At 67.3% G+C, this 14,449-nt stretch carries 11 protein-coding genes and 1 tRNA gene; 3 read left to right on the top strand and 9 right to left on the bottom strand.

What is annotated here, in order from left to right; all coding sequences use genetic code 11:
* Positions 1-14: 14 nt before the first annotated feature.
* From WS49_RS21150 to WS49_RS21140, 3 genes are all read right to left on the bottom strand, one after another.
* The gene (locus WS49_RS21150; RefSeq protein ID WP_059532966.1) at positions 15-1,769 is read right to left on the bottom strand and encodes an AMP-binding protein; all 1,755 of its coding nucleotides are present in this window, start codon (positions 1,767-1,769) and stop codon (positions 15-17) included.
* 282 nt (positions 1,770-2,051) lie between these two features.
* On the bottom strand, positions 2,052-2,870 hold the full coding sequence (locus WS49_RS21145; RefSeq protein WP_059532963.1) for a TetR/AcrR family transcriptional regulator: 819 nt from the start codon (positions 2,868-2,870) through the stop codon (positions 2,052-2,054).
* Between the two features lie 217 nt (positions 2,871-3,087).
* Positions 3,088-4,308 (bottom strand): MFS transporter, encoded by a 1,221-nt coding sequence (locus tag WS49_RS21140; protein WP_059532960.1) that lies wholly within the window; start codon positions 4,306-4,308, stop codon positions 3,088-3,090.
* Between the two features lie 281 nt (positions 4,309-4,589).
* On the opposite strand from WS49_RS21140, the gene WS49_RS21135 reads away from it, so the two are divergent.
* From WS49_RS21135 to WS49_RS21125, 3 genes are all read left to right on the top strand, one after another.
* Positions 4,590-5,132: a GNAT family N-acetyltransferase gene (locus tag WS49_RS21135; RefSeq protein ID WP_059532956.1), complete on the top strand. Its 543-nt coding sequence runs from the start codon at positions 4,590-4,592 to the stop codon at positions 5,130-5,132.
* Between the two features lie 115 nt (positions 5,133-5,247).
* Positions 5,248-5,874, top strand: a complete 627-nt coding sequence (locus WS49_RS21130) for a ParB-like protein (RefSeq protein ID WP_059532953.1) — start codon at positions 5,248-5,250, stop codon at positions 5,872-5,874.
* Between the two features lie 24 nt (positions 5,875-5,898).
* Complete coding sequence (locus WS49_RS21125; RefSeq protein ID WP_059532950.1) at positions 5,899-7,626, top strand: SulP family inorganic anion transporter; 1,728 nt, start codon at positions 5,899-5,901, stop codon at positions 7,624-7,626.
* Positions 7,627-7,668: 42 nt separating this feature from the next.
* Here the strand turns inward: WS49_RS21125 and WS49_RS21120 are convergent, their stop codons facing one another.
* The 6 genes from WS49_RS21120 to WS49_RS21095 all read right to left on the bottom strand — a co-directional run bounded on the left by WS49_RS21120 (position 7,669) and on the right by WS49_RS21095 (position 14,074).
* Positions 7,669-8,619, bottom strand: coding sequence for a carbohydrate kinase family protein (locus WS49_RS21120; protein ID WP_059532947.1), 951 nt, complete (start codon positions 8,617-8,619; stop codon positions 7,669-7,671).
* Between the two features lie 136 nt (positions 8,620-8,755).
* Entirely contained in the window at positions 8,756-9,700 is a 945-nt protein-coding gene (locus tag WS49_RS21115; RefSeq protein WP_059532945.1) for an ABC transporter substrate-binding protein, read from the bottom strand.
* An 86-nt stretch (positions 9,701-9,786) separates the two neighbouring features.
* Entirely contained in the window at positions 9,787-10,824 is a 1,038-nt protein-coding gene (locus WS49_RS21110) for an ABC transporter permease subunit (RefSeq protein WP_059532942.1), read from the bottom strand.
* A gap of 40 nt (positions 10,825-10,864) precedes the next feature.
* Entirely contained in the window at positions 10,865-12,418 is a 1,554-nt protein-coding gene (locus WS49_RS21105) for a sugar ABC transporter ATP-binding protein (protein ID WP_059532939.1), read from the bottom strand.
* Entirely contained in the window at positions 12,405-13,652 is a 1,248-nt protein-coding gene (locus WS49_RS21100; RefSeq protein WP_059533116.1) for an ROK family protein, read from the bottom strand. The genes WS49_RS21105 and WS49_RS21100 overlap by 14 nt, the downstream gene beginning before the upstream one ends.
* A 335-nt stretch (positions 13,653-13,987) precedes the next feature.
* A tRNA-Leu gene (locus WS49_RS21095) sits at positions 13,988-14,074 on the bottom strand.
* Positions 14,075-14,449 lie beyond the last annotated feature (375 nt).

The raw sequence follows: 14,449 nt of genomic DNA, 5'->3' as shown, positions 1-14,449 counted from the left end.
GGGCGATGGATCGTTCAGCCTTGCTTCGCGGCCTTGAGCTTGGCGAGTTCCTCGTCGCGCAGCGCGCGGCGCAGGATCTTGCCGACGTTCGTCTGCGGCAGCGCGTCGCGGAATTCGACGAACTTGGGCATCTTGTAGCCGGTCAGGTTCTTGCGGCAATGGGCGAGCACGTCGTCGACCGTCAGCGTCGGGTCGCGGCGCACGACGAAGACCTTGATCCGTTCGCCCTGGACTTCGTCCGGGATGCCGATCGCGGCGGCTTCGCTGATGCCCGGATGCATGACCAGCACTTCCTCGATCTCGTTCGGATACACGTTGAAGCCCGAGACGAGGATCATGTCCTTCTTGCGGTCGATCAGGCGAATGAAGCCGCGCTCGTCCATCACGCCGATGTCGCCGGTGCCGAGCCAGCCGTCGGCGTCGATCACCTTCGCGGTCTCGTCGGGCCGCTGCCAGTAGCCGCGCATCACCTGCGGGCCGTGCACGCACAGCTCGCCCGGCTCGCCGACGGCGGCCCAGGTGCCGTCCTCGCGCCGGAAGCGCACGAGCGTCGACGGGGCGGGCAGGCCGATCGAGCCGCTGAACGCGGCCATGTCGGTCAGATCCACCGGATTCATCGTGACGATCGGCGAGCATTCGGTGAGCCCGTAGCCTTCGACGACCGGCCGCCCCGTGACCGCCTGAAAGCGCTCCGCGACCGCGCGCTGCATCGCCATGCCGCCCGCCATCGCGAGCTTGAGCTTCGAGAAGTCGCGCTTGCGGAATTCCTCGTTGTCGAGGAACGCGTTGTACAGCGTGTTGATCCCGGTGATTCCGGTGAACGTTTCGTTGCGGATGATCTTCATCACCATGTTCATGTCGCGCGGATTCGCGATCAGGATGTTGCGCCCGCCGAGCCCCATGAAGATGAACGCGTTCACCGTCAGCGAATAGATGTGATAAAGCGGCAGCGGCGTCAGCACGGTCTCGACGTCGCCCGAGACCTGGTCGGCGATCCACGCCTTGGCCTGCAGCAGGTTCGCGATCAGGTTGCCGTGCGTGAGCATCGCGCCTTTCGCGACGCCGGTCGTGCCGCCCGTGTATTGCAGGAACGCGAGATCGTCGCGCGTCGTCTGCACCGGTTGCGGTTTGCCGCGTGCGCCGAGCGCGAGGGCGGCGCGCAGCCGGATCGCCTGCGGCAGGCTGTAGGCCGGCACGAGCTTCTTCACGTGCTTCAGCACGAAATTGATCAGGCGTCCTTTTGCATTGAAGCCGTCGGCGAGCAGGTCGCCGAGCGCGGTGACGACGATGTTCTTCACCTGCGTTTCCGGCAACGCGTCCTGCAGCGTGCGCGCGAAGTTCTCGAATACGACGATCGTCTGCGCGCCGCTGTCCTTCAGTTGGTGCGCGAGTTCGCGCGCTGTATAGAGCGGGTTGACGTTGACGACGATCGCGCCGGCCTTCAGCGTCCCGAACAGCGCGACCGGGTACTGGAACGTATTCGGCAGCATGATGGCGACGCGGTCGCCCGGCTTCACGCCGGTGCTTTGCAGATACGACGCGAACGCATCGACTTTTTGCGCGAGCGTGCGATAGGTCATCGACGCGCCTGCGCTTACGTAGGCGACGCGCTCGGCGAAGCGCGAGGTGCATTCGTCGAAGAATTGCACGAGCGATGCGTATTGCGTGACGTCGATTTCGTGCGGCACGCCGGGCGGATACGAGGCGTACCAGATGCCGTCGGTGTTCGGCGGGAGTTGGGCCGCTGCGGTTGCTGCGGATGAGGACATGATGTGTCTCCGGTGTCGACGAGCGTTAGCGCTTCAGCGCTTAGGCTCGTCCCATGCTTTGCGGTCGACGAGCGTTAGCGCTTCAGCGCTTAGGCTCGTCCCATGCTTCGCGGTCGGCGAGAGGTGACGCTTCAGCGCTAACTCTCGTCCCATGCTTTTTCGTCGACGAGCGCAAGCCAGACTTGGCTCCCGCCGCATGACATTCGTTCGGCCCGGGCCAGCGTGTCAACGCCGGCCCGGGCCGCCAAAATCGTGAATCGCCGCCTGCGCGGCCTCGTGCGATCAGCTCGCCGAATGCACCGTCGCCGGATCGGCGGCCGGCGCGCTCGAGGGCAGCCCGAACGCCTCGCTCGCACCCGCATCGTCGAGCACGGCCGCGAAGATCGACAGCTGCGCGCTGTCTGGCATCGGCGCCTTCAGCGCGGCGACGATCAGCGAGGACAACCGCGCGATCATCTGCACGTCGTTCATCGTGCGGCCTTGCGAGAATTCGTCGATGAGGCTTTCGGTTTCGGCACCGGCCAGCGCGCCGGACAGCGCACCGATCGCGAAGTGCAGCCGCCAGCCGAGCTCCGTGCGCGGCAGGTGTGGCAGCGCGCGCTGGAATGCGTCGAAGAAGCGGCCCGCGACGCTCGCGTAGTGCGCGGTCAGGAAGTTGCGCACGAACGGCGACGGGTCGGTATACGCGCGGCCGATCAGCCGCAGGAACGCGGGGCCGCCGCGCTCGGGGTCGCGCGACGCCTTCAGCGCGGGAATGAACATCGCGCCGAGCACGTGCTCGCAGGTGATGTGTGCACCGAGCTGCGCATCGAAGCGGTCGAGGATGCCGAGACGTTCCTGGTTGAGCTGATCGAGCCGACGCGACAGCATCGCGTGGATCAACGCTTCCTTGCTGCCGAAGTGGTAGTTGACCGCGGCGAGGTTCACCGCCGCGCGCGACGTGATCTGCCGCATCGACATCGCTTCGAAGCCATGTTCGATGAACAGGTCCTCGGCCGCATCGAGAATGCGCGCCTTCGTCCCGCCGGTCTGCCGATTGCCGGATGACCGCGTCCCGGACGGCCGTCCCGCCGACGGTCGCCCCTCCTGACTGACTGCCATGTCCCGCCTCCCAATGCCGGTCGCCCGGCCGCGAACAGGTGATTTGATTATCTGATTCAAACAGCCGTTTTTATTAAGATAAAAAAACGCGGGCGGCGCGGGCAAGCGCGGAATCTGGACAAATTCCTCTAGTTCGATGTGCGAATGCGGAAAGTCTGTCGCGCGGCCCCGGCGGGGATGGGGCGCGCGCGATGGTGCGATGCGGCAATGCGCGGGCTCAGCCGACGGTGCTACGCGTATTGACCGATTGCGTCATGTCGATGCCGCGCCGTTCGCGGCTGAACAGGATCAGCACGGCGATCACGACGGCCACGATGCCGGCCACGAGCGCCAGCGCGAAACCGTAGTTGTTGCCCTGGGAAACCGCGAGCGACGCCTGCATCGTCGCGTTGCCGGACGCGAGCAGGTTGCCGAGCTGGTAGACGACGCCGGGGAACGTCGCACGAATCTCGTCGGGCGAGATCTCGTTCAGGTGGACGGGGATCACGCCCCACGCACCCTGTACGGAGATCTGCATCAGGAACGCGCCGGCGGCGAGCGCGACCGGGCCGCTCGAGAACGCCCACAGCGGCAGCACCGGCAGCGCGATCAGCGCGGCGACGAAGATCGCGCGACGCCGGCCGATCTTCTCCGAGATCGCGCCGAACGACAGGCCGCCGACGATCGCGCCGATGTTCAGCACGATCGTGATCCACGACACGGTATGCGGATCGAAGTGATGCTGTTCGCGCAGGAAGGTGGGGTAGAGGTCCTGCGTGCCGTGCGAGAAGAAGTTGAACGCGGTCATCAGCACGATCGCGTAGATCGTGAGTTTCCAGTTCTGCTGGATCGTGGTCGCGAGACTCGGCCGCGGACGCTTTTCCATCTGCTTCCAGGCCGGCGATTCGGGCACGTGCGTGCGCACATACAGCACGAGCAGCGCGGGCAGCACGCCGACCATGAACATGCCGCGCCAGCCGATGTACTGGTAGAACAGGCCGAACACGACGGACGCGAGCAGGTAGCCGCTCGGATAGCCGGCCTGCAGCAAGCCCGACACGAAGCCGCGCGCGTGGGTCGGCACGGTTTCCATCGTCAGCGCGGAGCCGACGCCCCATTCACCGCCCATCGCGATGCCGAACAGCGCGCGCAGCGCCAGCAGCGCGGCGAGGCTCGGCGCGAAGCCCGACGCGAGTTCGAGCAGCGAATAGCACGCGATGTTGACCATCAGCGTCGGACGGCGGCCGAAGCGGTCGGCGAGCCGGCCGAAGATCAGCGCGCCGATCGGGCGCATCGCGAGCGTGAGCGTCAGCGCGAACGCGACCGCGGGAATCGTCGACGCGAATTCGGCGGCGATGTCCTTCAGCACGAAGACCATCAGGAAAAAATCGAACGCGTCGAGTGTCCAGCCCAGGTAGGCGGCGATCGTGACGTTGCGTTGTTCGCGGGTCCAGCTCATGTCCGAGGTCTCCTCGTAGGCTTGCGCGCTCACGATCCGCTGGCGGATGCCGGCCCGGCTTGCGCGCGGTGCGGGGGCATGGATCGAGTGTAGGCCGCGGCTCCGTGCGACGTGGGGTGCGATAACCGCGAATCGGGAATAATCCCTATGAAATGGATTGTTGAGAAAACGGAAATGAGCGTGCGCGAGACAGGCGACAGGCGTCTGTATCATTCCGGAAGGCTTTTTGTATCAGTCATGTAATGTGCGCGACGCGCATCGCCACCGAATCAGGAGTCCCGATGACCGAACCATCCGTTGCCGCGTTGCCCGTCCTGGAGACCGGGCGGTTGTGGCTGCGCCCGCGCGTGCTGGCCGATCTCGACGCGAGCATCGAGATGGATCGCGATCCCGAGGTCACGCGCTACATCGCGGGCCCGTGGCACGACCCGGACGAACATCGCCGCTTCGTCACGCATCGGATCACGCGCGCGTATCCGCCGGGCCTCGGCTACTGGTCGATCTTCGAGAAGGCCGCGCCCGATGCGTTCGTCGGATGGATCCTGCTGATTCCCGACTATGCGGGCGGCGCGCGCGACGTCGAGATCGGCTGGCGGCTCATGCGCGCGGCGTGGGGGCGCGGCATCGCATGCGAGGCTGCCGCGGCCGTCGTGCGTCATGCGTTCGACACCGTGCGGCTGCCGCGCGTGATCGCCGATATCGCCGAGGCGAACACGGGTTCGCTGAACGTCGCACGCAAGCTCGGGATGCGCCGCGTGAGCGTCGTTCACGACGGGATTCCTTACGTGCGCCACCGTCTCGAGCGCGACGACCTGCGTGCATAGTGTTGCGTCCGGTTGTCAGAGATGGTCAAGCACAGGCATATCGAGGCCGTGACGTATTAACGGCTCGTCAGATCAGGAGTATCGTTGCCGGAAATTCGTAACATGGGGTACGACCATGGCGCTCGGCAACGATGTTCATCTCATTCCCGTCCGGCTCGACGCACTGCGTCCGACACAAATGACGGTCGGCTATCGCGAAGTGAAAGCGAAGCGCAAGCACTGGAAGACGCTCGACAAGCGCGCGCGCAAGGCCGCGATCGAGTCGCACTGGTTTCCGGCCGTCCTCGGCCCGGGCGGGCTGCACTACATCACCGATCATCACCACCTCGGCCTCGCGCTGATCGAGGAAGGGGAGACGCGTGTGAACGCGATGCTGCTGAAGGATCTGTCCTGGCTCGACGACACGATCTTCTGGCGGATGATGGAACACAACCAGTGGGTGCATCCGTTCGGCGCGGACGGTTCGCGTCGCGACTACGCGCATCTGCCGAAGGCGCTGACGGGGCTCGAGGACGATCCGTACCGGAGCCTTGCGGGCGAGCTGCGCACGGCCGGCGGCTACGCGAAGGATGCGACGCCGTTCAGCGAATTCCTGTGGGCCGACTACCTGCGCCAGCACGTGACGCTCGACCAGATCCGCAAGAACTTCTCGAAGGCGCTCGACCTCTCGCTGCGCCATGCGCACGAGCAGGACGCGCGCTATCTGCCCGGCTGGTCGGGCGTCATTGCCGTCAAGCCCTGATACGCGCCCGGTGCCTGCCACTTCATGACGACCGTCCCACCCCGTCCGGATGCCGGCCCGCAGCATCCCGAGCATTTCGCTGCACTCGATGCGGCAACCTCGCCGCCCATGCAGCGCGTCGGCCTCGATGCGCTGGCCGGCGTATCGATCGCCGGGCTGCTGATTCCCGAGGCGGTCGCGTACGCGGGTCTCGCCAACCTGCCGCCGCAGGCCGGTCTCATCGCGCTGCTGTCGGGGCTCGTCGTCTATGCGCTGACCGGCAGCAGTCGCTTTGCGATCGTGTCGTCGACGTCGTCGTCGGCGGCCGTGCTCGCCGCGACCGTGCTGGCCGAGTCCGGGATGGCGCTTGCCGCGCAGCTCGCGCTGGCGGCCGCGCTCGTCGCGATGACCGGCGTGCTGTTCATCCTGGCGGGCGCCGCGCGACTGGGCGGCATGTCGGATTTCGTCGCGCGTCCGGTCCTGCGCGGTTTCACGTTCGGCCTGGCGCTGACGATCGTCATCAAGCAGTTGCCGAAGATTCTCGCGATCTCCGTGCAGCACAGCGACGCGCCGCATGTCGCGCTCGAGCTCGTCGCCGGCGCGCCGCATGCGAACCTCGCGAGCGTCGCGCTCGGCGCGACCGCGCTCGCGTTGCTGTTCGTGCTCGGCCGGCGCTCGCGCGTGCCCGCGACACTGGTCGTGATCGTGCTGTCGATCGCGGCCGGGTATATGGTCGACTGGCAGCACTACGGAATCGCGATCGTCGGGCACATCGATTTCCGGCACATCGAATTCGGCCTGCCGCATCTCGACCGCAATGCATGGATGCAGACGGTCGAACTTGCTTTCGCGCTGATGCTGATCCTGTATGCGGAGTCGTACGGATCGATTCGCAACTTCGCGCTGAAGCATGGCGACAGCGTGTCGCCGAACCGCGACCTCGTCGCCCTCGGCTGCGCGAACCTCGTGTCGGGGCTGCTGCACGGGATGCCGGTCGGCGCCGGCTATTCGGCGACGTCCGCGAACGAGGCGGCCGGTGCGCGGTCGCGTTTCGCGGGCTTGTGGGCGGCCGGCGTGGTCGCGCTGATCGTGTGGCTGCTGCTGCCGCAGCTTGCGCGCACGCCGGAGCCCGTGCTCGCGGCGATCGTGATCTTTGCGGTCAGCCACTCGCTGCATCCGACGGTGTTCCGGCCGTACTGGGTCTGGCATCGCGACCGGCTCGTCGTGATCGCCGCGTTGCTCGCGGTGCTCGTGCTCGGCGTGCTGCACGGCCTGCTCGCGGCCATCGGCGTGAGCCTGCTGCTGACGCTGCGCAAGTTGTCGGAGCCGAACGTGAGCGTGCTCGGCCGGTTGCGCGACGGGCACGACTTCGTCGACGTCGCGAATCATGCCGATGCGACGCCGGTACCCGGCGTGCTGATCGTGCGGCCCGAGGCGCAGCTGTTCTTCGCGAACGCGGACCGGATGCTCAATCGCGTGCGTGCGCTGATGAAGGCCGCGCCCGATACGCGTACCGTGCTGCTGAGTCTCGAGGAAACGCCGGACGTGGACGGCACGACGATCGAGTCGTTGCGTACGTTCGCGGCCGAATGCGCGGCCCGTGGGCTGCAGTTTGCGATCGTGCGGCTCAAGGAGCACGCGCTGCATGCGCTGCGCCGCGCGGCCGACGAGACGCTGCGCGACGACGCGATGTCCGAACTGAGTGTCGACGAGAGCCTGCAACTGCTGCAGGCGCGCGGTAATGGCGGGAAGGGCGCGCAGGGCGGTGCGTGACGATGCGAGGCGAACGCGCCGTCCTGCGCGTTCCGGTGCCGCCTAGTGCGATAGCGCGGCGTCGGCCGCTTCGGCGGTCGCGGGGTGGGCCATCACCTCTGCCACCTCGGCAGCCGTCGGCGCATACGCGCCCGCATGCGCACAGGCGACCGCCGCGCAGGCGGCCGCATAGCGCAGATGATCGGCGGCCGATGCGCCGGGGCGCGTGAGCTGGCTGGCGAGCCAGCCACCGATGCTGGCGTCGCCGCAGCCGACGGTATCGGCGACCTCGGTCGCGAACGCCGGCTGGAACAGCGCGGAATCGCGATGCAGGAGCTGCATGCCGGCCGCGCCGCGCGTGACGAGCACGCTCGCATCGGGCGCCCACGCGCGCAATTGCGCGAGCGCGGCGGCTTCGTCGCGCTCGGGGAACAGGCCGCGCAGATCTTCGTCGGAGACCTTGATCCAGTCGGCGAGACCTGCCAGCCGCCGCAGGGTGGCGCGATACGACGGCGCGGCCATCGGCGCGCGATAGTTCGGATCGAACGAGATTCGTTTGCCGGCGGCGCGTGCAGCCTGCACGACGTCGATCAGGCGCGATGCAAGCGGCTCGCGCACGACGCCGAGCGAGCCGACGTGCACGATCTCGGCCGCGTCGAGCGCGCCGTCGGGCAAGTCGGCGGGATCGAACGCGAGATCGGCGCTGTTTTCGCCGATGAAGAAGTAATCGGGCGGCTGTTTCGACACGACCATCGCGAGCAGCGGCGCACGATCGACCTGCCGGATGAAGCGCGGGTCGAGCCCGGCATCGGCGCTCCTGCGCATCAATTCGTCGCCGAAGATGTCGCGGCTGACCGTGCCGGCGAAGGCGGTCGGCACGCCGAGCCGCGCGCCGACGCGCGCCACGTTCCAGCACGAGCCGCCGGCGACGCTGCGCCAGTGCTGCGCGTCGTCGCGGATGAAATCGGTCAGCGCTTCGCCGAATACGATCAGGCGGGGGAACGTCGTCGTCATGTCGAAACTTTGTGCCGTGGCGTGTCGCGCGGCGGTGCAGCGGTTGAGGTGAGCGGACGGGCAGGGCCGGGCGCCGCGCGCGGCGATACGGCGGCGTGGCCCGGCACCGCCCGGGATCGCGGGTGGCGTCGCGCGATCAGCGCGGGCTGCTCCAGCCCTTGTAGCCCTTCACGTTGTCGCGCGTGACGAGCGTCGGCTCGATCAGGATCATCGGATTGGCCGGCTTCTGGCCGTTCATGATCCCGTAGCCGACGTTGACGGCCTGTTGCGCCATCGCCCACGGGTCCTGGCTCGACGACGCCTGCACGAGCGTGTTGGACTTCAGCGCCACCTCGATGTCCGGCGCGCCGTCGACCGACGTGATCACGATGTTCGGGCGATTCAGCTGCTTCGCCGCGAGATCGCTGCCGATCGCCTGCGGGTCGTTGATCGTGAACACGCCGTCGAGCTTCGGAAAGCGCGTCAGGTAGCCCTGCATCGCGTTCATCCCGCCTTCGCGCGAGCCCTTGCCGTCCTGGTCGCTCGACAGCAGCTTGATGCCGGGGTTTTTCGCGAGCACGGCCTTGCAGCCGTTCACGCGATCGATCACGGCCGACACCTGCGGGCCGTTCTCGATGATCACGTTGCCCTTGCCGCTGAGCTTCTTCGCGAGGTAGTCGCACGCCAGCTCGCCGGCCTTCACGTTGTTGGTCTGCACGGTCGCATTCGCGCCGGCTGCCGCGACGTCCACCGCGACGACCGTGATGCCGGCCGCCTGCGCCTTCTTCACCGCCGGCTCGATCGCCTTCGGATCGGTCGCGTTGAGCAGGATCATGTCGACGTGTGCGGAGATGAAGTTGTCGATCTGGGTGAACTGCTTGTTCAGGTCGTAATCGGCGGAAACCGCGGTGACCTTCGCGTTCGGGTTGAGCTGTTTGGCGCGTGCTTCGGCGCCCTTCACGATCGTGACGAAGTACGGGTTGCCGAGCGACCCGACCGTGACGCCGATCGATTTCAGCGGCTTGTCGGCTGCGTGGGCGGCGGCGGCGCCGAAGGCGAGCGCGCAGGCGATGGCGGTCAGGGCGGCTTTGTGCTTGAACATGTCGTTGTGTCTCCGGAAGGTCCGTTGGCGGACGGGCGCAGGAGGACCTGCCTGCGCCCTGATGGTTGAATGGTGAGGAGTGCGTGTCAGGTACGGGCCGAGTCGCGCTGTCGATAGCGGTCGAGCGCGACGGCGCCGATGATCACGAGCCCCTTGATGATGTATTGCCAGATGTCGGACACGCCGAGCAGCACGAGACCGTTGGTCAGAACCGCGATGATCAGCGCACCGATCAGCGTGCCGACGATCGAGCCGACGCCGCCGACGAAGCTCGTGCCGCCGAGGATCACCGCGGCGATCGCATCGAGTTCGTACGACTGGCCGAGCTGCAGGCCGTTGGCCGCATAGAGCCGCGCGGCCGACATCACCGCGCCGAGACCCGCGAGCAGACCCGACGCGGCATACACGAACAGCTGGATCGCCCGCACGTTGATGCCCGACAGGCGCGCGGCTTCAGGGTTGCCGCCGACCGAATAGATCCGCATCCCGAGCACCGTGCGGCGCAGGATGAACCAGGACAGCGCGATCACCGCGCACGCGATCACGACGAGCCACGGCACGCCGAGGATCGTGCCGTTGCCGATGAACGCGAACGGCAGTTGCGGGTTGAAGACGGTCGTGTCGTTGCCGATCAGGCGGGCGACCCCGCGCACGGCCGTCATCGCGCCGAGCGTGACGATGAACGGCGGCAGGCGCAGGAACGAGATCAGGCCGCCGTTGATCGCGCCGAACACGAGGCCGACCGCGAGCGCGATCGGCACGCCGAGCCAGCCCCATCCGGGGATGGTCGACGCGAGCAGCGCGGCGACGGCCGATGCGGCGAGCACCGAGCCGACCGACAAGTCGATGCCGCCCGTGAGGATCACGAAAGTCATGCCGGCGGCGAGCACGATGTTGATCGAGGCCTGCTGCGTGACGATCGACAGGTTCTGCAGCGTGAAGAAGCCGTCGGTCAGGAATCCGAAGCCGATGCACAGAACCAGCAGCACCGGCAGCATGCCGGCGGTGCGCATCAGCGATTGCATGCGCGCGCGATGATCGGCGCCGCGCATCAGCGGCGTACGGTTGGCCACCGGATGGGCCGTCGCGGAAGCGAGGTTCCGCTGCTTGGTCGGGTTGATCATGTCGGTACCTGGACGTAAGAGGGAGATGAAGGGGGCGTGGTCAGTGCGCGTCGGCGAGTTCGGCCTGCGAGCCGGTGGCGAGCGCGATGATCGCTTCCTGCGTGATGGGCGTGTGCATGTGGCCGCCGAGTTGGCCGGCGATCTCGCCTTCGCGCATCACGAGCACGCGATCGGCGACACCGATGATTTCTGGCAGCTCGCTCGAGATCACGATCACGCCGACGCCCGCACGGGCCAGTTCGTTGATGATCCGGTAGATCTCGGATTTCGCGCCGATGTCGACGCCGCGCGTCGGTTCGTCGAGGATCAGCACGCGCGGCTTCGTCTCGAGCAGGCGCGACAGCAGCACTTTCTGCTGGTTGCCGCCCGACAGCGCGCCGACGTTCACGTTCGCGTTCGGCACGCGGATCGACAGCGAGGCGATCGCGTCGCGCGCGCGTTCGGCGCCGCGTGCGAGATCGAGCGCCCCGAGTCGTGCGTCGCGGTTGCACACGGAGATGTTGATGTTGTCGCGCACGCTCATGTCCAGGAACAGGCCCTGGCGCTTGCGGTCTTCCGTCAGGTAGACGAGGCCCGCGTCGATCGCGTCGCGCGGCGAATGGGCGCCGAACGTCCGATCGCCCAGCTTCACGTCGCCGCGCGTGCGCGGTTCCGCGCCGAAGATCAGCCGCGCAAGCTCGGTGCGGCCCGCGCCGACGAGCCCGGCGATGCCGAGCACCTCGCCCGCATGCAGGTCGAGGCTGCAGCCGCGCACGCGGTCGCCGTCCGCGATGTCGCGTACCGACAGCAGCAGGTGGCCGGGGTCGTACGGCGCATGTTCCTTCTTGTAGAAGCCGGAGATGTCGCGGCCCACCATCATCGCGACGAGCCGCTCGGCCGACAGCGATTCGCGTTCGAGCGTGCCGACGTACGATCCGTCGCGCAGCACCGACACGCGGTCGGACAATTCATAGATCTCGGCCATCCGGTGGCTGATGTAGATGATCGCGAGACCTTCCTCGCGCAGCTGGCGGATCAGGCCGAACAAATGCTCGGTCTCGCGCGACGACAGCGGTGTCGTCGGTTCGTCCATCACGAGGATGCGTGCGCGGGTGTGCACGGCGCGCGCGATTTCGACGAGTTGCTGCTCGGCGATCGACAGCGTGCCGACGAGCGTGTCGGGCCCGAACGGGGCGCCGAGACGCGTGAGCACGTCCTGGCAGCCGCGCGCCATCGCCGCGCGGTCGATGGTGCCCCAGCGCCGGTTGCCGCGCCGCAGTTCGCGGCCGACGTAGATGTTTTCCGCCACCGTCAGGTTCGGCGCGAGGCACAGCTCCTGATAGATCACCGCGACGCCCGCATCGCGCGCGGCAAGCGGGCCGTCGACGTCGATGCGCTCGCCGTCGATCAGGATTTCGCCGCCCGCGTCGGCGCGATACGCACCCGACAGGATCTTCATCAGCGTCGATTTGCCCGCGCCGTTCTCGCCCATCAGCGAGTGGATCTCGCCCGGATAGACGGTCAGGCTGACGTTGTCGAGCGCGCGCACGGCCGGGAACGTCTTGCTGATCCGGCGCATCTCGAGCAGCGGCCGGGGCGACTCAGAACGCGACATGGTTGACCTCCTGCGATTCGGTGCGGGCGCCCTTGAGGATGCCGGCCCGCGGGGAGAAGTTGAAGAACATTGGCAGCGTCGCGGCGCCGATCGCGCCGGCGTCGGCGCCGAACGTGCCGCGCACGAGCGTCGGCGTGCCGCGCGCTTCCGGCGCGGTGGCGACGAGCGCCGCGCGCAGGCGGGTCGTCAGCGCATCGAGCAGGCCGGCGTCGGTATCGGCATCGAGCACGACCACCGGCGCATCGATGACGCACAGCACCGCGCGCAATGCCGGGGCGAGTGCATCGACGCAGTCGTCGATCCATTCGTCGACCGCCGGCAGGCCGCGCGCGATGCAGGCTTCGAGATCGGCGCGGTTCTCGACCGTCTCGCCGTGATGGCGCAGGTGGCGCACGAGCGCATGCAGCGATGCGCGGGCGAGCAGGATGTCCCACGGGCCGCGCGGCGGCGGCGCGGAGGCCAGCCGGCTCGGCGGGACGGGAATCACGGCGATGTCGCCGGCATTGCCGGTCACGCCGCGCAGGCAGTCGCCGTCGATCGCGATGCCGCCGCCGATCGCCGGACCGATGAACAGGTAGACGAAGTCGTCGCACTGCCGGCCGTACCCGTAGAACAGTTCGGCGATCGCGGCCGCGTTGCCGTCGTTTTCGCCGAACACGGGCAGCGACAGCGTGCGCCCGAGGTCGCTCGCGAAGTCGACGTCTTCCCATGCGCGGAACGTGTCGGGCGCGAGGCCGAGCTCGCGCATCCATGCGCCGAGGTTGTACGGCTGCGCGACGCCGACGCCCGCCAGGCGCGCGCGCTCATGCGCGGGAAGCAGATCCTGCATCGCATCGATGTCGCGTCGCACGATGTCGAGCACGTCGGCGGGCGGGGGGAGCAGCATGTCGTGGGAGCGGCGGCCGAGCACGTCGCCCGCGAAATTGACGAGCGCCGTCTCGATGCGCATCCGGTCGAGATGGACGCCGATGCCGAACGCGCCGCGCGGATCGAGGCGGATCAGCGATGCCGGCTGGCCGCGCTGGCCTTCGGTGCGGCCGGCGAACGCAATCAGCTTCGCATCGGCGAGCGACGCGATGATGCTGCCGACCGCCGTGCCCGTCATGTTTGCGAGACGGGCGAGGTCGGCCTTCGATGCGCTACCCGCACGGCGCAGCGTCTTCAACAGCAGGCGCTCGTTGTAACGGCGCACGTTGGCCGAGTTGCTTCCCTGGCCGATGTGCGGGCTTCTCATGGCGTCTCCTTCCATGGGGCGCGTCGGTTGCGACGCATTAAATAAATCACGTTGATTTATTTAACCGCGTGAGCGGCGGCGTGTCAGCCTAGGGAAATCCCGGTTTTGCCTCTGGGTGGGGATGGATGCTGGTGGGCAAGGGTGAGGTGAATCACGGGTGGCGAAGTGATTGTCGCCGCGCGCACGAGGGCTGACGTGGAGTCGGCACTCGGCGCGTGTTGGCGGGCTGGGGGAGTTGCGCTGCGGCAGCGGCGAAAGCGGAAGCGCGCCCGCAGGGATTCTGGAGCCGGAAATGAAAAAAGGCCGGCATAAAGCCGACCTTTTCAAAAAACAGATGGTGCCCAGGAGAGGACTCGAACCTCCACGATGTTGCCACCGCTAGGACCTGAACCTAGTGCGTCTACCAATTCCGCCACCTGGGCACGTTTCGCTTTGCTGCATCGCGAAAGACCGCAATTATAGCGTGACTGAAGGGCGTGTCAACAGATTTTTGCGCGATCGTTTGGATCGGTGAGAAAAAGGGCGCGCCTGATTCGTCGCGTCTGAACACATTGACCGGTCGATGCCGGCGCGAGGAATTACTGCCGGAAAGGATCGAGCGAATTTCCTGAATGCGCATTCACGTTTGTCGCCGGAGAAATTATTCTCGACGACATCCAGTCGTCCGGGCTGCCCCCGCGGCTACAGGATGCGATCGCAACGATTGCCCGCTGGCCCGGCGGGCCGTGTGCATCGCGCAACGCCGACACGCAATGGCGCGTGCGGCACCGGTGGGTGAAGTCGCTTGTATCGCGACT

This window comes from Burkholderia sp. RF7-non_BP4 (genome assembly GCF_001521935.1).
Classification (GTDB): Bacteria; Pseudomonadota; Gammaproteobacteria; order Burkholderiales; family Burkholderiaceae; genus Burkholderia; species Burkholderia diffusa.
Note: the sequence above shows the minus strand (reverse complement) of the source record. Positions and strands in the feature narration are given on the sequence as shown.

What these genes read in the sequence shown, in the direction of transcription:
- WS49_RS21135 (WP_059532956.1), top strand. Translation starts at nt 4,590, where the DNA reads ATGACCGAACCATCCGTTGCCGCGTTGCCCGTCCTGGAGACCGGGCGG.
- WS49_RS21150 (WP_059532966.1), bottom strand. Translation starts at nt 1,769, where the DNA reads ATGTCCTCATCCGCAGCAACCGCAGCGGCCCAACTCCCGCCGAACACC.
- WS49_RS21130 (WP_059532953.1), top strand. Translation starts at nt 5,248, where the DNA reads ATGGCGCTCGGCAACGATGTTCATCTCATTCCCGTCCGGCTCGACGCA.
- WS49_RS21110 (WP_059532942.1), bottom strand. Translation starts at nt 10,824, where the DNA reads ATGATCAACCCGACCAAGCAGCGGAACCTCGCTTCCGCGACGGCCCAT.
- WS49_RS21125 (WP_059532950.1), top strand. Translation starts at nt 5,899, where the DNA reads ATGACGACCGTCCCACCCCGTCCGGATGCCGGCCCGCAGCATCCCGAG.
- WS49_RS21145 (WP_059532963.1), bottom strand. Translation starts at nt 2,870, where the DNA reads ATGGCAGTCAGTCAGGAGGGGCGACCGTCGGCGGGACGGCCGTCCGGG.
- WS49_RS21105 (WP_059532939.1), bottom strand. Translation starts at nt 12,418, where the DNA reads ATGTCGCGTTCTGAGTCGCCCCGGCCGCTGCTCGAGATGCGCCGGATC.
- WS49_RS21100 (WP_059533116.1), bottom strand. Translation starts at nt 13,652, where the DNA reads ATGAGAAGCCCGCACATCGGCCAGGGAAGCAACTCGGCCAACGTGCGC.
- WS49_RS21120 (WP_059532947.1), bottom strand. Translation starts at nt 8,619, where the DNA reads ATGACGACGACGTTCCCCCGCCTGATCGTATTCGGCGAAGCGCTGACC.
- WS49_RS21140 (WP_059532960.1), bottom strand. Translation starts at nt 4,308, where the DNA reads ATGAGCTGGACCCGCGAACAACGCAACGTCACGATCGCCGCCTACCTG.
- WS49_RS21115 (WP_059532945.1), bottom strand. Translation starts at nt 9,700, where the DNA reads ATGTTCAAGCACAAAGCCGCCCTGACCGCCATCGCCTGCGCGCTCGCC.